17 protein-coding genes are annotated in these 25895 nt (G+C 40.5%); 9 read left to right on the forward strand and 8 right to left on the reverse strand.

Features of this window, described 5'->3' with window-relative positions; translation table 11 throughout:
* Positions 1 to 238: 238 nt before the first annotated feature.
* On the reverse strand, positions 239 to 622 hold the full coding sequence (locus H6G75_RS09310; RefSeq protein ID WP_190979659.1) for a metal-sensitive transcriptional regulator: 384 nt from the start codon (positions 620 to 622) through the stop codon (positions 239 to 241).
* A gap of 152 nt (positions 623 to 774) precedes the next feature.
* Complete coding sequence (locus H6G75_RS09315; protein WP_199337783.1) at positions 775 to 990, reverse strand: hypothetical protein; 216 nt, start codon at positions 988 to 990, stop codon at positions 775 to 777.
* A gap of 602 nt (positions 991 to 1592) precedes the next feature.
* Here H6G75_RS09315 and H6G75_RS09325 point away from each other — a divergent pair.
* Both H6G75_RS09325 and H6G75_RS09330 read left to right on the forward strand, forming a co-directional pair.
* Positions 1593 to 2816 carry an HhoA/HhoB/HtrA family serine endopeptidase gene (locus H6G75_RS09325; RefSeq protein WP_190979660.1) on the forward strand — a complete coding sequence of 408 codons (1224 nt, stop codon included), beginning with the start codon at positions 1593 to 1595 and terminating at the stop codon, positions 2814 to 2816.
* A gap of 406 nt (positions 2817 to 3222) precedes the next feature.
* Positions 3223 to 3456 (forward strand): hypothetical protein, encoded by a 234-nt coding sequence (locus H6G75_RS09330; RefSeq protein WP_242051489.1) that lies wholly within the window; start codon positions 3223 to 3225, stop codon positions 3454 to 3456.
* A gap of 425 nt (positions 3457 to 3881) precedes the next feature.
* Here H6G75_RS09330 and H6G75_RS33495 read toward each other — a convergent pair whose 3' ends face one another.
* Entirely contained in the window at positions 3882 to 4004 is a 123-nt protein-coding gene (locus tag H6G75_RS33495) for a hypothetical protein (protein ID WP_277884084.1), read from the reverse strand.
* Here H6G75_RS33495 and H6G75_RS09335 point away from each other — a divergent pair.
* Positions 4003 to 5124, forward strand: a complete 1122-nt coding sequence (locus tag H6G75_RS09335) for an aldo/keto reductase (RefSeq protein ID WP_242051490.1) — start codon at positions 4003 to 4005, stop codon at positions 5122 to 5124. The two genes, H6G75_RS33495 and H6G75_RS09335, sit on opposite strands and share 2 nt — an antisense overlap.
* Positions 5125 to 5231: 107 nt before the next feature.
* Here the strand turns inward: H6G75_RS09335 and H6G75_RS09340 are convergent, their stop codons facing one another.
* Positions 5232 to 6560 (reverse strand): hemolysin family protein, encoded by a 1329-nt coding sequence (locus H6G75_RS09340; protein WP_190979662.1) that lies wholly within the window; start codon positions 6558 to 6560, stop codon positions 5232 to 5234.
* 350 nt (positions 6561 to 6910) lie between these two features.
* Between H6G75_RS09340 and mfd the strand changes: the two genes are divergently transcribed.
* Complete coding sequence (gene mfd / locus H6G75_RS09345) at positions 6911 to 10417, forward strand: transcription-repair coupling factor (RefSeq protein ID WP_190979663.1); 3507 nt, start codon at positions 6911 to 6913, stop codon at positions 10415 to 10417.
* 247 nt (positions 10418 to 10664) lie between these two features.
* On the opposite strand, the gene glmS is transcribed toward mfd, so the two are convergent.
* From glmS to H6G75_RS09365, 4 genes are all read right to left on the reverse strand, one after another.
* Entirely contained in the window at positions 10665 to 12533 is a 1869-nt protein-coding gene (gene glmS / locus H6G75_RS09350) for a glutamine--fructose-6-phosphate transaminase (isomerizing) (RefSeq protein WP_190979664.1), read from the reverse strand.
* Positions 12534 to 12731: 198 nt separating this feature from the next.
* Entirely contained in the window at positions 12732 to 12896 is a 165-nt protein-coding gene (locus H6G75_RS09355) for a hypothetical protein (protein ID WP_190979665.1), read from the reverse strand.
* Between the two features lie 428 nt (positions 12897 to 13324).
* Positions 13325 to 13570, reverse strand: a complete 246-nt coding sequence (gene psaC, locus H6G75_RS09360; RefSeq protein WP_012411495.1) for a photosystem I iron-sulfur center protein PsaC — start codon at positions 13568 to 13570, stop codon at positions 13325 to 13327.
* Between the two features lie 299 nt (positions 13571 to 13869).
* Complete coding sequence (locus tag H6G75_RS09365; protein ID WP_190979666.1) at positions 13870 to 14823, reverse strand: Rieske 2Fe-2S domain-containing protein; 954 nt, start codon at positions 14821 to 14823, stop codon at positions 13870 to 13872.
* A 131-nt stretch (positions 14824 to 14954) separates the two neighbouring features.
* On the opposite strand from H6G75_RS09365, the gene H6G75_RS09370 reads away from it, so the two are divergent.
* From H6G75_RS09370 to bchE, 5 genes are all read left to right on the forward strand, one after another.
* A complete protein-coding gene (locus tag H6G75_RS09370; RefSeq protein WP_190979667.1) occupies positions 14955 to 15713 on the forward strand; it encodes a TetR/AcrR family transcriptional regulator in 759 nt (252 codons plus the stop codon).
* A gap of 465 nt (positions 15714 to 16178) precedes the next feature.
* On the forward strand, positions 16179 to 16616 hold the full coding sequence (locus tag H6G75_RS09375) for a hypothetical protein (RefSeq protein ID WP_190979668.1): 438 nt from the start codon (positions 16179 to 16181) through the stop codon (positions 16614 to 16616).
* A 443-nt stretch (positions 16617 to 17059) separates the two neighbouring features.
* On the forward strand, positions 17060 to 22531 hold the full coding sequence (locus H6G75_RS09380) for an ATP-binding sensor histidine kinase (protein WP_190979669.1): 5472 nt from the start codon (positions 17060 to 17062) through the stop codon (positions 22529 to 22531).
* A gap of 366 nt (positions 22532 to 22897) precedes the next feature.
* Positions 22898 to 23491, forward strand: coding sequence for a hypothetical protein (locus tag H6G75_RS09385; protein WP_190979670.1), 594 nt, complete (start codon positions 22898 to 22900; stop codon positions 23489 to 23491).
* 764 nt (positions 23492 to 24255) lie between these two features.
* Positions 24256 to 25839 (forward strand): magnesium-protoporphyrin IX monomethyl ester anaerobic oxidative cyclase, encoded by a 1584-nt coding sequence (bchE, locus tag H6G75_RS09390; RefSeq protein WP_190979671.1) that lies wholly within the window; start codon positions 24256 to 24258, stop codon positions 25837 to 25839.
* The last annotated feature ends 56 nt before the right edge of the window (positions 25840 to 25895 follow it).

Consider the following 25895-nt stretch of genomic DNA (forward strand, 5'->3'; position numbering starts at 1 on the left):
CAAAGTCAAACATTCTCTGACTTTTGACTTGATTTTGCCCTGACACTCTTCCCAAAACCCTTGATTTTCCGTCTTCCTGCGTCAGTCCCAAGATATATACTTGAACCCAAAAAGATGAATTTTTATTGAGTTATTAATTTTCGCTGACAGAAAATTCTTGGCAGTCAGAATATATTGAGATTTGTAACAAGCTTGAAATTTCAGTTTTTTCCCAACCTGACTAACGGCGAAAGACAGATTAAGGCATAAATCGATCTAAAGCTGCTTTTAATTGCTCAATTTCAACATCTATATTGCCGTCTTTGGCTGCTCTGGCAATACACTCAGTTAAGTGTTCATCTAAGACAATGCGGGCAACTCGATCTAACGCGCCCCGAACTGCGGCAATCTGCAATAATACATCCGGACAGGGACTGCTTTGTTGCACCATTGTTTTAATACCGCGAATATGTCCTTCTATGCGTGACAACCGATTGACAATTTTGCGTAAAGACTCTTCACTATGAACATGAGAATGATGGGACTCTCCATGCTCATGATGATCTATATCATGGGAGTGGATTTGTTCGGTTGACTGAGAGATAGACAAGGATTCGGACTTTAATCGGTTTGATCCATTCATGGTATTAAAGCACTGGCAGTACTAAGATCCTAGCCTAGAGGGGTGAGTAGGTGTTATTTCTATTTACTCTGAGGAGCGATCGCAGTAGGAAATTGTAGTTAGAAAAATTTTCGTCAACCTCGGTAACTTTCCTATGAAGTTGATGGTGGGTGCTATAACCGATGAAGTAACTCTTCATACTCTGTATGTGTGCCAATCCAAAACCAATAAATGTGATTATCTTCCAACAAACCGAGGACTCGATAGTCTAAACTTACGCGAGCTGAATAAATTGGTTGACGTTGGCTAACTTGTTTGAACTGAAGACTATTGTGATAGGGATCTGAGCGCCAGATTGCATAACTCAGACTCAGAGGGAAAAACCTCATCTAAAGGGGTGATATCTCCAGCAGCAATTTCCTGTCGTACCATGTCAGCTATTCGCTCCCACTGAGCATCTGTCGTAGATTCAAACTGAGCTTTCTATTTGCGTTCATCTTCCATTTCAGCTAAAAGACGAACCGCGATCGCATCTTGTTCGTCAGCTGGTAGAGCTTTTAGTTGGGCGATTACTTTTTCCAGTAGTTCAGTCATCACAAAATTACTCCGACCAAAGAATTACTAACTATTATCGCTGACTGATGCCTGAAAGCTTTGTCAATCCAGAGTTGACTGTCTGAGTGACGGAATTAGAACCGATAGCAGCAATATGCAATCATCCAATACCCAACTTCCACAGACAATCTTTGTGCGTAAATCCTGGTGATATCCGAACCTCTATAGGGTAAATCTCCGTAATAGCTTTCAAGGGAAATTTTCAATTAATTTAAATTACAGGTAGCCTATACCATGCTTTAGCACCCGTATGGAGTATCTAAAGCAGTAACAATAAAGTTAGTACACAGGAATTTCATCCTAGCTGTAAAAATAACTTTAGATAGATTTGTCACGACTAAGCAAAAATTCGGCTTGTTAAATTTAGGTTGTGATTATGCGATTGTCCAAAATAACCCTTTCTATACGTAGACTTAGTACCCATATTTTCGCCATATTTTTGGGAGTTTTGCTCACAGTTAGCACTTTGCGGGTGTTACCTTCCCAAGCGGAACCTGCACCCAGTTCAGTGAAGGTTGGTGATACACCAGAACTGATAGCCCAAAAACAATCACCAGCGACTGCTGCTATCGGTAATAGTAGTTTTGTGACTGCGGCGGTGAATCGCGTCGGACAAGCAGTGGTGAGAATTGACACGGAACGTACAATTACGCGCCGTCGTGTTGACCCATTTTTGGAAGACCCATTTTTCCGGCAGTTTTTTGGTGATGCTTATTCTCAACAATTACCACCAGAACAGATGCGTGGTTTAGGTTCGGGATTCATTATTGATAAAAGTGGTTTGATTTTAACTAATGCCCACGTTGTAGATAAAGCCGATAGAGTTACAGTCCGCCTCAAGGATGGTCGTACCTTTGATGGCAAAGTTCAAGGTATTGACGAAGTGACAGATTTAGCGGTTGTCAAAATTAACGCTGGGAAAGATTTACCCGTTGCACCTTTAGGTTCTTCTAATGCTGTACAAGTGGGAGACTGGGCGATCGCAGTTGGTAATCCTTTAGGTTTTGATAACACAGTGACTTTAGGTATTGTCAGCACCCTCAAGCGTTCTAGCGCCCAAGTGGGAATTTCGGATAAACGCCTAGACTTCATTCAAACTGACGCAGCCATTAACCCTGGTAACTCTGGTGGGCCGTTGTTGAATGAACGTGGCGAAGTGATTGGGATTAACACTGCGATTCGTGCTGATGCGATGGGTATTGGTTTTGCGATTCCCATTGATAAAGCTAAAGCGATCGCCACACAACTGGAAAGAGATGGTAAAGTTGCTCACCCCTATTTAGGTGTGCAGATGGTCACATTAACCCCAGAATTAGCGAAACAAAATAACAGTGACCCCAACTCTACATTTGAAATTCCAGAAGTGAATGGAGTTTTAGTGATGCGAGTTGTCCCCAATTCCCCAGCCGCTAAAGCTGGTATTCGCCGTGGTGATGTCATCCTGCAAATAGATGGCCAAGCTATTACCAATGCTGAACAGCTGCAAAACTTTGTGGAAAATAGCAACCTTGGTCAAGCCTTACAAGTAAAAATCCAAAGAGGTACTCAAACACAACAGCTATCAGTACGCACTGCTGAGTTACAAAATGCGACTTCGTAAATGCTAATTTCTGATATCTGAAAAATGGGGATAGGCTTAGGCTTATCCCCGTATTTTTTTGAGTGATGGCGATTTGGATATAGGAACGGAAGAGACAAGGGAGAAAGATGTTTGTAAATCATTTTTTATCTTTTACTGTTCACTCATCTCTACAGGAAAACTTTCTTAACTGAATCCGTATTTGTTTATGACTTTAGTCACCTTATAATCACGACTTTTTTCACATCCGAATTTCTGCGGAGTTTTCTAAACTAAATATGAAAGTTAATCAGCAATCTTATTGAGATTTGAAAAATAGTTTATACCTAAATTAACAGTATAAATACTTTGATTATGGGTGTAATTTACAAATTTTTCAATAAGGCTGTAGATAACTCAACCAAAAGAAACTTCAGGAGATATCAAGATGATGATAAAACGTATTCTTGCTGGAGCTTTAGTAGCGTTACCACTTTCAATATTTGCTGTGCAAACCCAAGCATCAGCAGCACCAGTGATTATCAGACGTGATAACCACAGAACTGTTGTTGTACGTAAACCTGTTGTCCGCAAAGTTGTTCGTCAGAGATGGATTCCAGCACACTGGGAAAGAACACCACGCGGTCGGCGTTGGGTTCCTGGTCACTACGAAAGATATTAATTGATGTGTGATTCATCTGTAATAAAGTTGCATAATAGCAGATAGAAACTGGGTGCAAATACCGTAATTAGATAGAACAATAAGCAATTGCTGAAATAGTTGGTTTTTAAAGATTTAGACTAACAAATCCTTGAGATATGTTGGTCTAATTTCTTGCGTAGAAGTAGATAGTTAGAAATAAAACAGTTAATCCAAAAAATAAATTATCTAATTTATTGACCAAAGAAAAGTATTATCCCCCATGTCTTCCTTGTCTTCCTTGTCTCCCTTGTCCCTAAATAATGGGATGTTTTTGAGTTGAAAATCACTTGCTAGTAGTGGGCAGGATGTGGTAATTAGTCTTGTGGGACTGAAAACACTTCGCTATCTGACAACCAAACACCTGACTAATTTTATGGCTCGATGGATATTACCAGTGTCAGGACTTAAAAATAGATATAGCGATCGCTTAACTGAGACTTGATACCAAAAATCCACAATCCACTAATGCTATACAGAAGATTTGGACGCACAGAATTACAGATGCCGGTGTTTTCTTGCGGCGGCATGAGATATCAGTTCAAATGGCAAGATGTTGCTTGGCCAGATATTCCTTCAGATAACCAGAAAAATCTCGAAGCCACAATTCACAGAGCAATCGAACTCGGTATTAATCATATTGAAACTGCTCGTGGTTATGGTAGCTCCGAAATGCAATTGGGTAAAATTCTGCCCAAGTTTCCGCGAGAACAATTAATTGTCCAAACTAAAGTTTCACCTGTAGCTGATGCCAAAGAATTTCGCAAAACATTTGAAAAATCACTCCAGTATCTTCAGTTAGATTATGTAGACTTGTTTAGTTTGCATGGAATAAATAATACTGAGTTACTAGACTATGGTATTCGTCCTGGTGGTTGTTTGGATGTTGCCAGACAATTACAAGCTGAGGGTAAAGTCAGATTTATTGGTTTTTCTACCCACGGTGCTACAGATTTAATTGTGCAGGCAATTAATACCAATCAATTTGATTATGTAAATCTGCATTGGTACTACATTAATCAATGGAATTGGCCTGCTATTTTAGCTGCTACTCGCCTGGATATGGGTGTGTTTATTATTAGTCCTTCTGATAAAGGTGGAAAGTTATATAAACCACCACAAAAATTAGTGAATCTTTGTGCGCCGTTGAGTCCGATGGTGTTTAATGACTTGTTTTGTCTGAGTCATTCGCAGGTGCATACCTTGAGTTTAGGTGCAGCCAAACCCCAAGATTTCGATGAACACTTAAAGACATTAGCGTTATTAGATGAATCTTGCGAAATTTTACCGCCAATTTTAGCGAGACTAGAAGAAGAAGCAATCGCTACTCTCGGCGAAGATTGGGTAAAAACTTGGCATCTCAACTTACCCACTTGGGAACACACTCCCGGCGGTATCAATATCCCAATGATTTTGTGGTTATGGAATTTAGCCCATGCTTACGATTTGATAGACTATGCCAAAACTCGTTACAACCTCATGGGTAATGCTAGTCATTGGTTTCCAGGAAACAAAGCAGATAAACTCCACGAATTAGATTTACGCCAATGTCTTACCTTGAGTCCCCAAGCCCAGAAAATTCCCCAAATTTTGGCAAAAGCCCATGAAATGTTAGGCGGTGAAGAAGTGAAGCGATTATCTCAATCTTAGAAGTTAGAGGTTAGGGGCTGGAGACTAGAGGCTAGGAACTAATGTAACAACTTAACCTGTAACCTATAACCTGTAACCTGTAACCTGTAACCTCTAGCCACTAACCTCTACTCAGATTCTTTCTTCACCTCTGCTTTATCAATCATCGGGACAACTAGCACTTTATCGACTCGATTACCATCCATATCCATAACTTCGATTCGCATCCCTTCCCATTCAAAATGATCGGCGGCGGCGGGGATGCGGCCTAAATGGGTAATGACAAAGCCTCCCAAGGTTTGATAGCTACCGCGTTCGTCAGATTCCCATTCTTCCATCTCAAATAGTTCAAAAAATTCGTCTACGGGTAACATTCCATCTAGTAGCCAGGAACCATCTTCGCGTTGCACTGCTTGGGGTTCATCTTCTCCGGGATCTGCGGGAACATCACCGACGATTTCGCTCATGATGTCGTTAAGGGTGACTAATCCTTGAATTACGCCGTATTCATCTACGACAATGGCCATGTGGGTGATAGTTTGCTTAAATAACTCCAACACTTTTAAGCCACGGGTGCTTTCGGGGACAAATACAGGTTGACGCAAACCCACTGTTAAATCTAAAGCTTCATTCCGAAAACTGCGAGCGAGTAAATCGGTGACAGGGATGATCCCCAAGACATTATCAAGTCCTCCCTGACAAACTGGATACCGGGAATAACCATTTTCAGTCATTTTTTGACGGTTTTCTTCGGCGGTGTCTTCTAAGTCTAGCCAGATGATATCAGGGCGGGGTGTCATAAAAGAACTGACGGGGCGATCGCCTAAACGAAACACCCGTTCTACCATATCTTGTTCTGCTTCTTCAAAGGTTCCCGCTTCTGTACCTTGTTCAATCAAGATTTTAATTTCTTCTTCAGTTACCTGCGGTTCTTCTGAAGGAGTGATCCCTAAAATTCGTAATACCAATTCTGTAGAAGCACTCAATAAATGCACTGCTGGGGAAGCTATAGCTGCTAAAGCCCGCATTGGTATCGCCACAAACGCTGCAATTCTCTCTGGGTTGTTTAATGCCAAACGCTTCGGCACTAATTCCCCGATGATCAAAGATAAATACGTAATAATTAAAACGACTATCCCAAAAGATATTGGTTCGCTGTAAGGAGCTAACAAGGGGATCAGTTTTACATATACTGCCAGACGATTAGCAATTGTCGCTCCCCCAAAAGCACCAGTCAGGATACCAATCAAGGAAATTCCGACTTGAACGGTAGATAAGAAGTTATTGGGAGACTCTGCTAGTTTCAATGCTGCTCTGGCGTTAGCATCTCCTTGATTAGCAAGCTGCTGAAGCCTGACCTTCCGCGCTGAGACAACAGCCATCTCCGACATCGAGAAGATCCCGTTGGCAATAATTAGTACCAAAATGATTAAAATTTCAGAAGTGATAGAGGACATGTTTGGATTTGCCGCAATAGGGAGCGAACTATGCTTAACCCCTAGTATCTAGTATTAAACGTTATTAAAGTTCTGAGATGTGTGCTTTCACCAAAAAAGGCAAAAGACTCAAGAATAAAATCTAGACTCGGAGGTAGAAGGTTAAAGTACTACTAATCGCAGAATTTAACCTGGGAAAATGTCTAAATTCTCTGACTATAGGCATATACTTCATACTTTATACTTCATATTTCATACTTCCTCATTCTTCCACAGAAGTAATAAGTGGAGTGTAAACCCATTTAAAATAGTGAACATAAACTACCTATAGATTTTCTTATCACTGAAGACTTCCACCTCTAGTAGAACTTATGGCATTTTCTTCGATTGTGCGTGCCTTGGCGCGATCGCCACTCACCACAGAACTACTTTCTAAGCTCAATCGGCAACAAGATTTACGCTTAAATGGTATTCCCCGTCTACCCAAGGGTTTGGTAGCATCGGCATTAGCACAAAATTCAGGAAGGAATTTATTTGTCGTCTGTGCCACCCTAGAAGAAGCCGGACGCGCCTACGCTCAATTAGAGGCGATGGGCTGGTCAACAGTACATTTCTACCCCACTTCCGAAGCATCCCCTTACGAACCGTTTGACCCCGAAACGGAAATGACCTGGGGACAAATGCAGGTTTTGGCGGATTTGGTGAAGGGTCAGTCAACAGTAAACGGTCAAAATAAAACTATAGCGGTGGTTGCTACGACGGGAGCGTTACAGCCCCATTTGCCGCCGCCAGAGGCTTTTACACCTCTAAGCCTGACTTTGACTAAAGGGATGGAATTTGACCTGAATACTTTCAGTACCAAAATTACTACCTTGGGTTATGAGCGAGTACCTTTGGTAGAAACAGAAGGTCAATGGAGCCGTCGAGGTGATATTGTCGATGTTTTCCCCGTCTCGTCAGAATTGCCTGTGCGCTTGGAATGGTTTGGCGACGAAATTGAGCAAATCAGAGAATTTGACCCGTCAACCCAGCGTTCTGCACTTGACAAAATAGCTCAGGTTGTGCTGACACCGACTAGTTTCACTCCCATAATTTTGGACTCACTCAAAGATAATGCTGAGTTCCAAGTGCTGAGTGCTGAGTTAAAGAATGAATCAGAACTTGCAACGGAAGAATCGGGAGTTTTAGAAGGAAGTCGCAGATTTTTGGGTCTAGCTTTTGATAAACCAGCGTCGGTTTTAGATTATCTGCCTGAAAATACTTTAATTGCCATTGACGAACCAGAACAGTGTCACGCCCATAGCGATCGCTGGGTGGAAAATGCCGAAGAACAATGGTCGCTGGGAACTGGGGAATTAGATTTAGGTTCTCTGCAATTGCCGAAAATTCATCGGTCTTTTGATGATTGTCTGGCGGAACTGACGCAATTTCCCACTGTTTATTTATCGGAAATCGCCGAGGAAAACAACGGGATTAATTTAGCTAGTCGGTCTGTACCTGTGACACCGCATCAGTTTGGTAAGTTGGCGGAAACATTACGACAAGAACGCGATCGCAATTTTTCCATCTGGCTAATTTCTGCCCAACCTTCCCGTTCTGTCTCCTTACTCCAAGAACATGACTGTCCGGCGCAGTTTATCCCCAACCCGCGCGACTACCAAGCGATTGAAAAGCTGCAAATTAACCATACCCCTGTCGCCTTAAAATACTCTGGTTTGGCGGAACTGGAAGGGTTTATTCTGCCAACTTTCCGTTTAGTTATTGTCACCGACCGCGAATTTTATGGTCAGCATTCCCTCGCCACGCCAGGATATATCCGCAAGCGTCGTAAGGCTGCTTCTAAGCAAGTTGACCCTAATAAATTGCGTCCGGGAGATTATGTAGTTCACAGAAGCCACGGGATTGGTAAATTCGTCAAGCTGGAAAGTTTGACGATTAACGATGAAACCCGCGATTACATCGTCGTACAGTATGCTGATGGCTTGTTGCGGGTGGCGGCTGACCAAGTTGGTTCTTTATCAAGGTTCCGCGCCACAGGCGATAAAGCCCCAGAACTACACAAAATGACTGGGAAGGCTTGGGACAATACCAAGAACCGCGTCCGTAAAGCCATCAAGAAATTAGCGGTAGACTTGCTGAAATTATATGCCGCGCGATCGCAACAACAAGGTTTTGCCTTTCCTCACGATATGCCTTGGCAAGAGGAAATGGAAGATTCTTTCCCCTATCAACCTACTACTGACCAGTTAAAAGCCGTCCAAGATGTCAAACGGGACATGGAAAGCGATCGGCCAATGGATCGGTTAGTCTGTGGTGACGTTGGTTTTGGTAAAACCGAAGTTGCAATCCGCGCTATTTTCAAAGCTGTGACTGCTGGTAAACAAGTCGCACTCTTAGCACCAACTACCATCCTTACCCAGCAACACTACCACACTCTCAAAGAACGCTTTGCCCCTTACCCTGTGAATGTCGGCTTACTCAACCGCTTCCGTACTGCTGAAGAACGCCGCAATATTCAAAAGCGATTAGCAACGGGTGAGTTAGATATCGTTGTGGGTACACACCAACTTTTAGGTAAAGGCGTATCATTCCGCGACTTAGGTTTGTTGGTGGTGGATGAAGAACAAAGATTTGGGGTAAATCAAAAAGAGAAAATCAAATCTTTGAAAACTCAGGTTGACGTGTTGACGCTTTCCGCCACACCCATTCCCCGTACCTTGTATATGTCCTTATCGGGGATACGCGAGATGAGTTTGATTACCACACCACCCCCAACCCGACGACCAATTCAAACTCACCTTTCACCGTTGAATCCCGAAACAGTCCGCAGTGCAATTCGCCAAGAACTAGACCGAGGCGGACAAGTGTTTTATGTTGTCCCGCGAGTTGAAGGAATTGAAGAAACAACCGCCAAATTGCGCGAGATGATACCGGGTGGTAGATTTGCGATCGCTCACGGTCAGATGGACGAAAGCGAGTTAGAATCAACCATGCTCACCTTCAGCAATGGTGAAGCAGACATCTTGGTATGTACAACAATTATTGAATCTGGATTAGATATTCCCCGCGTTAACACCATCTTAATTGAAGACGCGCACCGTTTTGGATTATCGCAACTATACCAATTGCGCGGTCGTGTGGGACGTGCAGGTATTCAAGCCCATGCTTGGTTATTTTATCCCAAGCAGCGCACACTATCTGATGCGGCACGGCAAAGGTTACGGGCAATACAAGAATTTACCCAACTCGGTTCCGGCTATCAATTGGCGATGCGCGATATGGAAATCAGGGGCGTGGGTAACTTGCTAGGTGCAGAACAATCTGGTCAAATGGATGCGATCGGTTTTGATTTGTACATGGAAATGTTAGAAGAGGCGATTCGAGAAATTCGCGGTCAAGAAATACCCCAAGTTGATGATACGCAAATTGACCTTAACCTCACTGCATTCATTCCAGCCGATTATATTCCCGATATTGATCAAAAGATGAGTGCGTACCGTGCAGTAGCGGCGGCGAAATCAAAAGAAGAACTCACGCAGATTGCAGCAGAATGGAGCGATCGCTATGGTACTTTACCCGTTCCCGCCAATCAACTTTTGCGCGTCATGGAACTAAAACAAGTAGCGAAAAAATTAGGATTTAGCCGGATTAAACCAGAAAATAAACAACACGTAATTTTAGAAACACCAATGGAAGAACCTGCTTGGAATTTACTTGCAGCCAACTTACCAGAACATTTAAAAACGCGCTTTGTTTACTCTCCTGGTAAAGTCACAGTACGCGGTTTAGCTGTGATGAAAGCAGACCAACAATTGCAAAGTTTGATTGATGCAATGGGGAGAATGCAAGGTGCGATCGCAGAGGCAGTTGTTGTTTGATATGTTCCTGTTGTTAGTAGTGCATAGTAATCATAGAATCAGGAAGTCTGGTTCAAGACAAAAGCTATGTACTATGTACTAAATACAACTCAAGCAATTTTGTATTTTGTTCACCACTACAATGAGCATCTCAGAAGCTAAATCATTACTATGCACTACTACCCATTTCTAGATGTGATATGATAATCACACCTAGAAATTATTTCATCTACTCTACAAATATTACTTCAAGAAAACCACAATAAATTTATTCCACAGTCACTGATTTTGCTAAATTCCGAGGCTGGTCAACATCTAAACCGCGACGGGCGGCGATGTGATAAGCCAATAGTTGCAGAGGTACAACTGTAAGAATGGGCGATAGTAATTCATCGACTGATGAAACCGGGAGCAAGTCGTTAAATATTTCTGCTGCTTCGCCATCTTTTACAGGAGTCACACCAATTAACCGCGAATCTCTGGCTTTGGCTTCTTGGGCGTTAGAAATTACCTTTTCATACACACTACCTGGAACTGCGATCGCCACCACCGGAACTTTCGCATCTAATAATGCAATGGGGCCGTGTTTCATTTCTCCAGCCGGATAACCTTCGGCGTGAATATAGCTAATTTCTTTTAATTTCAAAGCCCCTTCTAAGGCAATGGGGAAGTTAATTCCTCTACCCAAAAAGATGAAATCTTGAGTATCAGCAAATTCGTGGGCTAAATGTTCGGTTAAACGTTCTTGGCTTGCCAATGTTTCTTCAATTTCTTGAGGAATTTGTCGCAGTCCGTTAATAATTTGCTCTATAGTTTCTTTGGGAATTGTTTGACGACGGGCAGCTAAATCTAAGGCTAAAGCATAAAACGCCATCAATTGGGCAATAAATGTTTTTGTCGCTGCTACGCCAATTTCTATCCCTGCTAAGGTACTAATAATATTAGGAACCATGTGGCCAAGGCTACTTTCTGGGCGGTTGGTAATCCCTAAAAGTCGCGCTTGATATTTCGCCTCTTGACCTTGGCGGCGTTCTTTTTCCATTGCTAAAGCTGCCAAAGTATCAGCAGTTTCACCAGATTGGGTAACACCAATAATTAAGGTATTTGGTGTTAGTGGTGATGGTGCATAGCGATATTCCGAAGCGTAGTGTACTTGGGTGGGAATTTCTGCTAATTGTTCTAATAAGTGTTTGCCAACTAAGGCTGCGTGCCAACTTGTACCACAGGCGACGATATGAATTTGTTCTAAATCTGCGTAAAGTGATTCAGATAAGCCGAGGTGAATAGGCGACACAGACGCATCACTGGAATTATGAAAATATGCTTCTAAGTTAGCTCTTACCACTCCTGGTTGCTCGTAAATTTCTTTGAGCATGAAGTGTTTGAATCCCTGCTTTTCAACCATTGTGGGACTCAAGTTGAGCATTCGGGGTTGTTTTTTCAACCTCTCGCCAGCAAAGTTGTAAATCTCCACGCCTAATGGTGTGAGGCGGGCAATTTCTCCATTTTCTAAGGGTAAGACGGCGCGGGTATATGCAACGATCGCCGGGGTATCGGAAGCACAGAAAAATTCACCTTGTCCAAATCCAATTACTAATGGTGCTTGTTGGCGCACTACAATTAATTCATCAGGATAGTCAGCCGAAATAGCTGCGATCGCAAATGCACCTTCTAGTTGATTAGCAGCTTGACGCACTGCATCTAAAAAATTTAACGCCGGATTTTTTAATAATTCTGCAATCAGATGGGGAATTACTTCTGTATCAGTTTCCGAACGAAACTCATGTCCTTTTTGTTTTAAATCTTCCCGTAACTCGCGGTAATTTTCCACAATGCCATTTTGAACTACCGCAATACGTAATGCTGTATCCAAATGGGGATGAGCATTGTACTCTTCTGGTTTACCATGAGTAGCCCAGCGAGTATGACCAATGCCAATTTGAGCCGGATTTTCTAGCTGTTCGAGTTTAGAACGCAGGTTATGTAGTTTTCCTTTTGCTCTAACACAATTAACTTCCCCTTCCCAAATTGTGGCGATTCCGGCAGAATCGTAGCCTCTATACTCTAGTTTTTCCAGTCCAGACAGTAAAATTTCTGTTGCTGCTTGAGTGCCGATATACCCGACGATTCCACACATTGCTCACACCATTTTGGTATTAGGATTATTAAATCCAGTATAGATGTTGTTAAAAGGGGTGTATGGGTATAGGGGTATAAGGGTATAGGAGAAGAAATTACATTAAACTCAGCCAAAATTAAATAACTAGTCCACTCAATCTCATTACAAGTCTGTTTTATACCTAACTACGAGTGCTGCTTTGTCCTGTGCGTAGTTCTAATAAATCTGGTGTAGCAATAAAGCCAAAGTAAATAGCGATCGCCGCAGTAATTCCATGAAGCCAGACATCATTCCCAAAAAGGTTTTAGAGGATGTTTGAAAAGTATTGGGCGAATAGAATTCGCTACTACACAAGCAAAGTCCACCTACGTGGACTAACACAAAATCAAGGTTTTCAAACCCACGTAGGCGGTCACTGAGCTTGTCGAAGTGTGGGTTTCGTCTGTGTAGCCGCGATTTCCAATCGCCTTTCCAAACATCCTCTTATATCTGTTAACAAAACCGACAAATAACAAATAATGACTCCACAGAAAACGCAAAAATGATTTTGGAGGGGGCTTGGGGGACGCAACCGTCCCCCAATCGGGGGCGTGGGGGAGAATCCCCCAAATCTTGTTCATCACCTTAACTGAACCTAAGTTCTCAAAAAAAAAAGGAGCAACTTGCTCCTTCTGCCACTAAGGTATGTTTATGATTTTTGAAGTTTTACCCTAGTAAGGTGGGCATAACCCACCCTACAGTGCTAAAAAAGCTTGCTATGGAGACACTTAATTGAGAGTCTGATGAGAAATTTTAGAATAAATTCCGCATCAATAAGCGAGACCCATGCTGCGAGTTGTTTCAGCGCCCAGATAAACCCGGATGCTCAAAAAGTCGGTGGGACAAGCAGTTTCACAACGTTTGCAGCCAACGCAGTCTTCTGTGCGGGGAGAGGAGGCAATTTGAGCAGCTTTACAGCCGTCCCAGGGTACCATCTCTAGCACGTCAGTGGGGCAGGCGCGAACACATTGAGTGCAGCCAATACAGGTATCGTAGATTTTTACGGTATGAGACATTGAAAAAAGGCTCCTTTCGAGTTCTCTTCTCTGCGAAAGAATCATAATCAAGGCATAGTTTACCGCAGTGGCTTATCCAGAGTAAGTAAAAGGCTACATAACTTTAAACAATGTAATAGGCACGTTTTAAAGTTAAAATTTGCGAAATTTCTCTGTTTCCTTATAAATCAGCTACAGAAGACCAGCGTGTTTCCCTCATTTGTTAACTACCTTCAAGATTTGGTGTAAAGATATGTAAACAAAAACGGTCAAGGGTAGGGATGCACAGATAATTTCAAACATCAAACCGGATTACCATATTACCAATCTTGGTATAGTTTTTGAGCATGAAACATAATTTCCTCTTTTGGTAGGCGAATTTTGGGTGTTTGACGAGGATAGGATGTTTCAATGGCGCGTGTATCTTGCTCAACCACAGTTGTGACTGCACTCAACATTGAGCGTCTCAATAAAGGTAGCAAAATTGGGTGTTTGGGTTTGCTGAAGACCAACACAAAGGTTTTAGTGTGAGTTTCTGTTTCGGGATATAAGATATGCACCTGCAAAATTTCTCCTAGTAAAAAAGAGGTGCGGAAAGTTATCAGTGCGGGAAACGCATATTCTAAAATGCCAGTGTAGGTTTTAGGTGCGGTCAAAACAACAGGATTGCGGATGATATCATTCCAGGTGCTATCCTCACGCTCTAGTTCTTGGACAACTTTCACCCAATATCCTTCATGTTCAAATATCGGCACGCGATTAGCTTTAATACCAAATAAGTCTCGGTGTGTGCCGCTTTGATGGTTGTAGTCATAGTTAATTAACAAGTTATCTAAAAAAGTCCCACGGATACTTTTTTCCCCAGCGACACCGACAAAACTCATACCTGCACTCACTTTTGAAATGAGGTCTGGGACAGGAATTTTTGGAACATGACCAGCATAAGTCCAAATACAGTCATCTTTGATGATGAGTTCTAGGGGCGTGAGCAGTGGTTGAGTGCCTATTTGACCAGACTGATGCAATCTTCCTTGTCCATCAAATTCTAAGGCATGAAAGGGACAGGCAATGGTATTCCTTTCTTGACAAATCCAGCCATCAGATAAAGGTGCTTGCAGATGGGGACAGATGTTATCTAGGGCGAAAATTTCACCTTGCTGATTTTGCCAGAGGACATAATCTTGACCATTCAGCGTCACTTTATAAGGCTTGTTAATACCCAGCATGGAACGGTGGGCAATTAACCAGGGTGCGCCAGGGAGAACGACTGCCATAAAAGCCTCCTCGTTAAAGTTATGTGAGACTATAGCGATCGCTATAATCTCCCAAGGTTTAAAGTAAATTGTGACAAAACTTTCATATTTCTATTCAAAATACGACAGATTATTCATGTTTGTCAAGAACTATGGCTATAAGTAAACCTGATCTGATGCGCCGTCAACCCAAGCAAAAACGCAGTCAGCAAAGGGTTGAAAAAATCCTCAAAGCAGCAGCCGAAGTTTTTGCAGAGGTGGGTTATGAAGCTGCGACGACTCATCAAATTGCGGCGAAAGCAGAAACAGCCATTGGTTCGCTGTATCAGTTTTTTCCCGATAAACTCGCCATATTTCATGCACTCGAAGCTATACACATGGAACGGGTGACAGCAATTTTGAGCAAAATTATGCAGTCAACCGACAAGCATCAGTCATTATCTGAGTTTATTGAGTTTACAGTGGATGTCTACTCTCAATATTTTGCAGACCCCATCCCTCGCGTTGTCTATATTCAATATTTTGTCGCACCAGAATTATTTAAATTATTTGACGAAACCTTTGATAAGCAACTAATTCAACAATTTGCTGCCTTTTTTCGCCACTGGAACCCAGACTTAACTGTAGAAAAAAGTGAACTTCTATCTGAAACGGTGCATCGAACTTACAACGCTTTGCTGTTGAATGCGCTGAAACAGGAGGAGAGTAAACGTCAAGCCCTGTACGCCGAACTCAAAACATTGTTAATTGCATATCTGACACCATACACTTTGCCGCAGCAAGTAATGAAAGTAATGATATGCCCTCATTGTCAGTCATCCCGCTTATCGAAAAATGGGCATCGTCACGGAAAGCAACGCTATCTCTGTAAAGATTGTGGTAAGCAGTTTTTGGAAAGGTTGAATTTGTAGTTAGGAGTTCTTTGGTACTTGTGCAGCAAAGTTGTTTGTGGACATGGGGTGTACTTCGACCCTTCTCCTACCGGAGACGCTACGCGAACGACAGGCTCAGGGCGGCGCTGCGCTCAGTAAGCAGGGTGTAGGAGACAAGGTCAGGCTAATTCATTGCAAGAAGAGAAAAATTAAACTAGAAAAAACTGCTACTCCAAGTATATTTTGACAATGAATTAGCCTTACTTCTACTCCTCTAACTCTTTTGACAGGATTGTGACATAGAAACCATATACAGAGGAGCTTCAATACAGGTAGATGAAGCAAGCTCATCTAAAGCAGCCCTTGGTAGAAGTTGTCACTCTGTTAAAAGAGCGAATTTATCTAATAACTTTTGATGAGAAAACCTCTGTCTTTAGCACGATTTGGCACATTAGAAAAATCAAGTAAATCTTAGGATGCTAAATCTCAAAGAGAAGGTATTCTATGTTAAATAAACGGCTTTCTGTTATAGGTAGTTGGATAGCTACAACAGTTCTTTGTTTATCTGCGATCGCTTTTATTTGGCAAGGTGAATTTTTCACCAATAATTCAGCGATGGCTGCTCAATCTGTTAACTTAATTGCATCTTCAGACGCAGGCGATCGCGTTCAAGAAAAAGCCCGTGAAGATGCTGGACGTGCTAAAAATTTCATCCGAGATACAGCAGATAAAGTTAAACGCACCGCCAATAAAAATGCTAGTAAAGTTGAAGATGCCACTGATAATAGCGGTAACTTTATTGAGCGCAAAGCCAAACAAGATAGAAACACCATCGAGAAAAGAGCCGAGGAAGATGCAGCCCGGACAGAGAAAGCTGTAGATAACACTAAAAATGTTATTGAGCGCACTGTTGATAACATTAAAGATACTTTCAGCAAGTAGAAAATCAGCGTGTGATATTTACTCTGTTGTTGTAGAAAAGTGGGATGATTTTGATATTTTTGTGTTAGTAATATCTATCTTATCCTGTATATTTACGAGTAGGAAAGATGCCTAACTTACAAGAATCATCCCTTACTTCCCCAAGGTCTTTACGTATCTACTTACAAGCTTTTTCATTGCAGAGAGCTAATTATTAAATATATTTACTCTTGCAGAATCGGAGTTTTCAGGATTGATGATGGTCTGCTTATTCTCGCCAAGTTATACTATTGTAGCTTTTAAACAAAACTCATACTGATGTGCTGATGTACATACAAGTTAAATCAGGGTATTTGAAGTTTTATCTAAGTAACGTCATTGTAAATTTTTTCTTCAGTTGTAAGATATTTTGATATGCTTGGGAATACTAAGCCTGCTGATATTTAAGCGTCTGTACAGTTAGTATGCTTACAATTCCTGGATATTGCTTGAGCGAAGAACTTTATCATGGGTCGAGAACAATAGTTTATCGAGCTATTCGAGAGATTGACTCATTATCTGTTGTTATTAAGCTGCTAAAAAATCCTTATCCCAGCTTTAGCGAACTGATACAATTTCGCAATCAATACATCATTGCCAAAAATATTCATCACCCTGGAATCATCCAAACTTACAGTCTTGAACCGTTTCAAAATGCTTATATGTTGGTGATGGAAGACTTTGGCGGAATATCTTTACAAGATTATTTCGCCAAGCATCATCATCAAGTATCTTTAAAAGAATTTTTACAAATTGCGATCGCTCTGTGCGATATCTTAGACATACTGTACCACGATGCCTGTGGCGGGCAAAGCTTACATATCATTCATAAAGATATTAAACCGAGCAACATATTAATTAATCCCGAAACCAAACAAATTAAATTAATTGACTTTAGTATTGCCTCTTTACTACCAAGAGAAACACAATATCTCAAAAATCCGCAAGTTTTAGAAGGAACATTAGCTTATATATCACCCGAACAAACAGGGAGAATGAATCGAGTAATTGATTACCGCACAGATTTTTATTCCCTGGGTGTAACTTTTTATGAATTGCTGACAGGAGAATTACCATTTTCATCAGCAGATCCGATGGAATTGGTACATTGTCACATTGCGAAAATGCCACTAAGTCTAGAAGGCAGAAGGCATTGGTTCGGCTACGCTCACCAACCGGAAGCAGGAGGTATAAGGGAAGAAATACCGAAAGTTCTATCTGATATTATCAGCAAATTGATGGCGAAAAATGCTGAAGATAGATATCAAAGTGCTTCGGGATTAAAATATGATTTAGAAAAATGTTTAGAGCAACTCGAAACAACCAAAGAAATTCAATATTTTGAGATTGCTCAAAGAGATATTTGCGACAGATTCATTATCCCTGATAAATTATACGGACGCGAACAAGAAGTTGCCGCAATATTAGCAGCATTTGATAGAGTCTCAGCCGGAAAAACCGAACTAATGTTAGTTGCTGGTATTTCTGGAATTGGTAAAACTGCGGTTATTAATGAAGTACATAAACCGATTGTCAAACAACGAGGATATTTTATTAAGGGAAAATTTGACCAGTTTAATCGTAATATTCCCTTTTCGGCATTTGTGCAATCTTTCCGCGATTTAATGAGTCAATTACTCGCCGAGAATGACACGCAATTAAAACAATGGAAAACTAAAATCCTAGAAGCATTAGGCGAAGATGGACAGGTAATTATTGAAGTTATTCCCGAATTAGCTAAAATTATTGGTGAACAACCACCAGTAGCAGAGTTATCTGGAACTGCGGCGCAAAATCGCTTTAATTTATTATTTCAGAAATTTCTGCGCGTATTTGCCAGTCCAGAGCATCCCTTAGTGATGTTTTTGGATGATTTGCAATGGGCGGATTTGGCTTCATTGCAACTCATGGAATTATTAATGTGTGATGCTCATTTAGGATATTTATTATTAATTGGTGCTTATCGAGATAATGAAGTATCAATTGCTCATCCTTTGCAGTTGACAGCAAATGCAATTAGCAAAGCGGGGGCAATTATCAATACTATTACCTTGCAACCTCTGAGTCAAGAAACATGGAATCAACTTGTAGCTGATACATTAAAATGTGCTGAGAATTTGGCATTATCTCTTTCGCAATTAATTTATCGCAAAACACAAGGTAATCCTTTTTTTAGCACTCAATTTTTGAAATCGTTACATCAAGATGGACTAATTGAATTTAACTGGGAACAACGATGTTGGCAATGCGATATTTCCCACATCAATCAGCAAACACTCATTTCTGATGTTGTAGAATTTATGGTATTGCAATTACGCAGATTACCAGAAGCTACTCAACAGGTATTAAAACTGGCTGCTTGTATTGGAAATCAGTTTGATTTACAAACATTGGCAATTATTTCGGAACAATCGGAAGTAGAGGCGGCTGCTGGTTTATGGAAGGCTTTACAGTCAGATTTGATTTTGCCGCAAAGTGAGATTTATAAGTTTTATCAAGATAGCAGCGATGAAACAGATTTTACTCCTAGCGATCGCCCCATCGCTAATTATAAATTTCTCCATGATCGCATCCAACAAGCCGCCTATTCTCTCATCCCAGAAGCGCAAAAACAAAAAACCCATTTCCACATAGGTCAATTATTATTACAAGGTTTATCCCAGCAGGAACAACAAGAACGAATTTTTGATTTAGTCAACCAACTAAATCTGGGACAAACAACAATTACTACACAGGAAGAGAAAAAACAATTAGCTCGTTTAAACCTGCAAGCCGGACAAAAAGCTAAACTTTCAGCAGCTTATCAAGCATCTTACAGTTATTTTACGACTGGGATTGCTTTACTACCGACAACCGCTTGGCAGACTGACTATGAATTAATGTACAGTTTGCACCGTTATGCTTCAGAAACAGCTTATTTATGCGGTAATTTTGACCAAGCCGAGGTTTTGTATGAGCAAGCTTTAAATTACGCCCAAACAGCCTTGGATAAAGCGGTAATTTATCGCGTCCAGATGACTCAATATCAGCTTCAGGGACGTAATGCCGAAGCGATCGCTTTGCAAAGTCAGAGCTTACAATTACTTAATTGGCAACTTCCACAAGCACCAGAACTAATTCAAAAAAGCCTAGACGAAGAAATTGCCATAGTCAAAAGATTTTTAGAACAGCAGAGTGTCGTATCCATTTTGGCTCTGCCGAAAATGACAGATGCGAGTATGGCAGAAATGCTGCGAATTCTACAAATTCTCTTCTACGCTGCTTGGCTGGATGGAAGACCCACGCTAGGACTGCTTATACTCGCTAAAATGACCACTTTATCGTTGCAGTATGGTAACAGTGATATGTCTCCCTTTAGCTATGCTGGCTATGCCTTAATTGCCAACGCAGTTCTCAAAGACTTCGACATAGCTTATCAGTTTGGCAAAATGGCAGTGCAGCTTTGCGAACAGTTCGATAATGCAGATGTGCGAGGGATGACTAATTTTCTCTTTGCTGCTGATGTCCAAAGCTGGAGTCGTCCGATTCGGGAAGCCGATACATACTATGACAACGCTTATAAATATGGTATGGAGGCTGGGAACTGGCTGACTGTGGGCTTTATGATGATCCAAAGTGGTTCCGATCGCCTGACATACAGTAAAAACCTCAATGAATTATATGCGATCGCTCAAGCCCATGCAGACTTTCTCCAGCAAATTAAAAGTTTAGAAAACCTCGATGCTTTGAGAGTCGGAGTTATTCAACCAATTCGCCAACTGCTGGGGTTAACCAAAACCACCTTCAACTTTGATGACGACAATTTCAGTGAAGCAGAGTATTTAGAAAAATATCACAATACCGCTTATCATCTGGCTTGGTTGTATTCTGTCAAAATTCGTCACGCCTATTTATTTGACCACAAAGCCGCATACCCAGCTTTAATTCCTCAGTTAAGCATCATTGAAAACACCATCTCCAGCCATGCCAAAGTGCCTTCCAGCGTGTTTTATGTAGCCTTAATGCACCTATCACTAGCGGAAATTGCCACTGAAGAACAAGAGCGTCAGTTGTATTTACAAGCAGTAATTCCTTTAGAAGAACGCTTAAATATCTGGGCAGAAGCCTGTCCCAACAATATCCTGCACAAGTGTCTGCTCATCCAAGCCGAAAAAGCGCGACTCAAGGGACAAAAAGCTGAAGCGATCGATTTTTACGAACAAGCTATTACTCAAGCGCAAGCGCAAGATTATGGCTACGAAGAAGGACTATCCAACGAACTTGCTGCTAAATTCTACCTCAACTGGGGCAAACAAAAAGTAGCCGCAGGTTATATGCAGGAAGCTTATTATTGCTATGCAAAATGGGGTGCCAAAGCCAAAATTGACGACCTAGAAAAACATTATCCCCAACTACTGCAACCAATTCTGCAAAAGCAACAAATTACTATCAAACCTTCAGAAACCCTTAGTTTTCATATAACTGCCTCGACTACTCACACTTCGACTACAGGTAGCACTAGGATTTCTGATGTTCTAGATTTTACTTCTGTCCTCAAAGCTGCTCAAACTATTTCTAGCAGTATTGAGTTAGATCAACTCATCACTAGTCTTACCCGCATTATCCTTGAAAACTCCGGTGCCAAAAAAGTTGCATTGATACTCCCACAGTCGGGTATTTGGCAAGTCAGAGCAATTACCTCAATTAATCATCAAGCTAATTCCCAAACCCAAATCCAAACTATTCTGGAGCCACAAACACTAGATATTTGTCAAATTTTGCCTCAAAAAATCATCAATTATGTCAAGAATACCCAAGAAACCGTTTTGATAAATAATGGTCAAACAGATATTCCGGGAGTGATTGGGGAATATATGTTAGAACATCAACCAAACAGTCTATTATGCACCCCAATTATTAACCAAGGAAATTTAATTGGGATTTTCTATTTAGAAAATGAACTCACCAGTGGAGTATTTACTAACGAGCGCCTGCAAGTAATTAACTTACTTTCTTCTCAAGCAGCAATATCATTAGAAAATGCCATACTTTATCAAAAAGCTCAACAAGCATTACACGATTTACAACAGGCACAATTACAAATTGTTCAAAGTGAAAAAATGTCAGCCTTGGGTAATTTAGTTGCTGGAGTAGCTCATGAAATGAATAATCCTCTTGGTTTTATTTCTGCTACCCTCCAACAAACCAAGCCTAATGTCTTTGACCTCACTGAACATTTAAAACTTTATCAAGATATCCTCAAGCATCCAGGCTTGGAAATTCAAAATCATGCTGAAAAGATTGAGCTAGATTATCTTTTAGAAGACTTACCCAAAATGATTAATGCAATGGTTATGGCATGTGAGAGATTGCAAAATATCAGTACTAGTCTTCGGACTTTTTCTCGGATTGATAAAGATTACAAAGTTCTATTTAATATTCATGATGGCATTGATAGTACAATTTTAATTCTGAAACATCGCCTAAAAGCTAATGAACAACGTCCAGCCATAGAAGTTATCACTGAGTATGGCAATATTCCCCAGATAGAATGCTTTCCTGGACAATTAAATCAGGTATTTATGAACATCTTAGCAAATGCTATTGATGCTTTAGAAGAATCAAATTTTGGTAAGAATTTTAATGAAGTTAAAGCTAACCCCAATTGGATTAAAATTACCACATCAATTGGAGATAAATACCTTAGAATTTCCATTGCTGATAATGGTAAGGGAATGAATGAAGAAACCAAACAAAAGGTTTTTGACCATTTATTTACTACCAAAGCTGTAGGTAAGGGAACAGGATTGGGACTGGCAATCTCTCGGCAAATTGTGGAAGAAACTCATGGTGGGAAATTAAGTTGTAACTCTACTGTGGGTGAAGGTACAGAATTTACAATTGAAATTCCTGTGTGAGTGTTAAATTTTAGATTCCTGGTAATCATCTAAATATTTATCAAGTAACGTTTAAGTAGGGTGTGTTATGGCTTTTGCCTAACACCCTATCAGGCTATACAGGTGCATCAAGCACTCATATTGTGTCCAGCAAACTAAAAATACTAGAGTTAATTCTACCCTATAGTCTTCCATTAGATAGAAGCGGAATTTTGTCCTAATTATTTAAAGTAATCACATTAAGGTAATACTACTTTTTCAAGCATTGATTAAATCTCATCACTAAGATTTAATCAGTTCCAAATGGTATATACCTTAATAAGTAAATAAGCTAAATATCTATTAAATAATTGTCAAATGTATAATTACAAGTACAGTTCAAATACTATGCAAAAAAACGATAATTTTATCAGCAAAAAATTCTGGCAAAATAAACTAACTTTCATCATCTTATTAATCAGTGGACTGACTGCCTGTGCTTCTGAACCAAAGCAACCTGATGTTGTTGTTGTTCCTACGCCACAAGCTACAGTTACCGTCACCGCCATTCCTACCCCAGAACCAACCACTACTGTAGTTGTCACTCCTGATCCGCAAGTAACAACCATTGTTCAAACTGAACCAATTACAGATGTATTAGTAATTACCAATGCCAATAAACAGACACTTGTCAATAAACCAGTACAGTTTCAAAATATTAATGTCCAAAGTGTTGTAGGCGATCGCACCTTCTGGGTTGGTTCAAGTAATACTCAAAGGGTATTTGTGGTTTTAGCCCCTAATCTAGATGCGGGAACTGCGGAAAATCAAGTCGTTGTGAAACCAGGACAAATCTTAGATTTAGCAGGTGTCCTCAAACCAGTTCCCACTGTTAAACAAGCCCAACAGCAATGGAAAGGTTTAACCGCAACTGAAGCCCAAGGGCTAAAAAACCAAATTATTTATCTTGAAGCTAATCAAATCAAGTTCAAGTCAAGCTGATATTGATTTAACAAGTCCCAGGTAATATAGCAGCCCTATTTGATAGGTGAATAAAAGAGACAAGGCAGAAACGGTAGACAAGGGAGAGATGTTTCTTATTCATTTAGGATTGCTATAAGCAAATATTCAGTAGGGTGTGTTACGGCTATGCAGGGATTTCGGAACTTAAGACAGTGATAATTAGCCGTAACGCACCATCTTTATCGATGTGTTAAGCGTTGCGATAATTCACCCTACAATTTAAGGTTTACTTGATAAAAGTATCTCTTAGGATTGCTATAGCTAAATCATACGTAAGTGCCTATGTATTGTTTATAAAGCATTGGCTCACAGATGGATACATTTTGTAATTATTATTCATTTCTAAATATTAAGTTTTGAAAAATTAGCTATGTACTTTAAAACCATAACTATATAGTTATAAAAGCTGATTTCGGTTAAATTTGAAAGTCAAAAACTTTTAGTTAACTTTAAGTTTTTCTTAATAATTTAATTGCAAAGTTTTAGCAAGTGTTTGGATTTTAATTAACAGAAAATTATCGGTAAAGAGTAAGAATTCAGCACCTAGAAGTCAGAAGGTAGAGGTGAAGAAGCATAATTGCTACATTGATTCATTACAATTTTTCTGACTCTTATAACTATTCTGACTTTTGAATTCTTACGATAAATATTTCTGTGATTTTTCACTTGCTAGAAGTAGGCTAACAAAATTACAAGTGTAAAATTGTCTGTTCTTCTGATAAAAATTAGAAGGTAGGTAGAACATGCGGATACTGATGATTCAACCTAATTACCATTCTGGTGGTGCGGAAATTGCCGGAAATTGGCCACCAAGTTGGGTTCCTTATGTTGGTGGAGCTTTAAAAGCATCTGGCTTCACGAATATTCGTTTCATTGATGCAATGACTGACCATATTGCCGATGATAACTTAAGACAAATGGTTGCTGAACATCAGCCAGATATCGTATTGGCAACAGCAATCACGCCAATGATTTATCAATCTCAAACAACACTCAAGATAGTTAAAGAAGTTTGTCCCGAAGCGACAACAATCATGGGTGGAGTTCACCCTACTTATATGTATAATGAAGTCCTCCATGAAGCTCCTTGGGTGGATTACATTATTAGAGGAGAAGGAGAGGAAATTACAGTTAATTTAGTGAAAGCGATCGCTAATGCTACAGTCGAGAGTGAGCGACGCAATATTTTAGGTATTGCTTTCTTAGAAAATGGACAAGTTGTCGCTACACCAGCCCATCCACCAATTGCAGATTTAGATACCCTAACCCCTGATTGGAGCTTATTGGACTGGAGCAAATATATTTATACTCCCCTAAATGTGCGAGTCGCAGTGCCTAACTATGCAAGAGGCTGTCCCTTTACTTGCCGTTTTTGTTCTCAATGGAAATTTTGGCGCAAGTACCGTTCTAGTAGTCCCAAGCAATTTGTCGATCAAATTGAAATTTTAGTCAAAAAACATCAAGTAGGTTTTTTCATTTTGGCAGATGAAGAACCAACAATTAATAAACCCAAATTTATCGCTTTATGTAACGAATTAATCGAACGCAATTTAGGCGTTTATTGGGGAATTAATACCAGAGTGACAGATATCTTGCGGGATGAAGATGATTTACCACTTTACCGTAAAGCTGGGTTAGTGCATGTTTCTTTGGGTACAGAAGCAGCAGCACAGTTAAAGTTAAATTTGTTCCGCAAAGAAACGACAATTGAACAAAACAAACGAGCGATTCAATTGCTGCGGCAAAATGGGATGGTAGCAGAAGCTCAATTCATTATGGGCTTGGAGAACGAAACCCCAGAAACCATTGAGCAAACTTATCAGATGGCTTTGGACTGGAAAGCCGATATGGTGAACTGGAATATGTTTACTCCTTGGCCATTTTCGGAGTTATTTGAAGAATTAGGCGATCGCGTAGAAGTGCGGGATTATTCTCAGTATAACTTTGTGACTCCAATTATGAAGCCGGAGGCAATGGAACGAGAAGAAGTTCTCAAAGGTGTGTTACGTAACTATGCCAGATTTTACATGCGTAAAACAATAGAATACTGGTTTGAGAAAGACCCATTTAAGCGTAAATATCTTTTAGGGTGTCTCAAAGCATTTGTGAAAACAACTTTCAACAAAAGTTTCTACAATCTCCAACGGGTTAAATACAAAGGTTTACGCACCGAAATTGAGCTAGGCTTTGACAAATCCAAAGTTCTCACCCGCGAACAAATTAATCAACGCAAGCAAGAACATCCAGAATTAATGGCAGATGTCAACTTTGCAGGGAATATTTCTGCTTGTGGCGCTCCCAATGATCTACCAGAATTTATTGAGTAATTATTAATTTGTCAGGGCGGGTTTACCCAGATCATCGTTAATCATCTCAACCCGCC

Source organism: Nostoc sp. FACHB-280, assembly GCF_014697615.1.
Taxonomy (GTDB): Bacteria; Cyanobacteriota; Cyanobacteriia; order Cyanobacteriales; family Nostocaceae; genus Nostoc_B.

What these genes read in the sequence shown, in the direction of transcription:
- H6G75_RS09325 (WP_190979660.1), top strand. Translation starts at nt 1,593, where the DNA reads ATGCGATTGTCCAAAATAACCCTTTCTATACGTAGACTTAGTACCCAT.
- bchE (WP_190979671.1), top strand. Translation starts at nt 24,256, where the DNA reads ATGCGGATACTGATGATTCAACCTAATTACCATTCTGGTGGTGCGGAA.
- H6G75_RS09340 (WP_190979662.1), bottom strand. Translation starts at nt 6,560, where the DNA reads ATGTCCTCTATCACTTCTGAAATTTTAATCATTTTGGTACTAATTATT.
- H6G75_RS09385 (WP_190979670.1), top strand. Translation starts at nt 22,898, where the DNA reads ATGCAAAAAAACGATAATTTTATCAGCAAAAAATTCTGGCAAAATAAA.
- H6G75_RS09375 (WP_190979668.1), top strand. Translation starts at nt 16,179, where the DNA reads ATGTTAAATAAACGGCTTTCTGTTATAGGTAGTTGGATAGCTACAACA.
- psaC (WP_012411495.1), bottom strand. Translation starts at nt 13,570, where the DNA reads ATGTCTCATACCGTAAAAATCTACGATACCTGTATTGGCTGCACTCAA.
- H6G75_RS33495 (WP_277884084.1), bottom strand. Translation starts at nt 4,004, where the DNA reads ATGCCGCCGCAAGAAAACACCGGCATCTGTAATTCTGTGCGTCCAAAT.
- H6G75_RS09365 (WP_190979666.1), bottom strand. Translation starts at nt 14,823, where the DNA reads ATGGCAGTCGTTCTCCCTGGCGCACCCTGGTTAATTGCCCACCGTTCC.
- H6G75_RS09310 (WP_190979659.1), bottom strand. Translation starts at nt 622, where the DNA reads ATGAATGGATCAAACCGATTAAAGTCCGAATCCTTGTCTATCTCTCAG.
- glmS (WP_190979664.1), bottom strand. Translation starts at nt 12,533, where the DNA reads ATGTGTGGAATCGTCGGGTATATCGGCACTCAAGCAGCAACAGAAATT.
- H6G75_RS09330 (WP_242051489.1), top strand. Translation starts at nt 3,223, where the DNA reads ATGATGATAAAACGTATTCTTGCTGGAGCTTTAGTAGCGTTACCACTT.
- H6G75_RS09335 (WP_242051490.1), top strand. Translation starts at nt 4,003, where the DNA reads ATGAGATATCAGTTCAAATGGCAAGATGTTGCTTGGCCAGATATTCCT.
- mfd (WP_190979663.1), top strand. Translation starts at nt 6,911, where the DNA reads ATGGCATTTTCTTCGATTGTGCGTGCCTTGGCGCGATCGCCACTCACC.
- H6G75_RS09370 (WP_190979667.1), top strand. Translation starts at nt 14,955, where the DNA reads ATGGCTATAAGTAAACCTGATCTGATGCGCCGTCAACCCAAGCAAAAA.
- H6G75_RS09315 (WP_199337783.1), bottom strand. Translation starts at nt 990, where the DNA reads ATGAGGTTTTTCCCTCTGAGTCTGAGTTATGCAATCTGGCGCTCAGAT.
- H6G75_RS09380 (WP_190979669.1), top strand. Translation starts at nt 17,060, where the DNA reads ATGCTTACAATTCCTGGATATTGCTTGAGCGAAGAACTTTATCATGGG.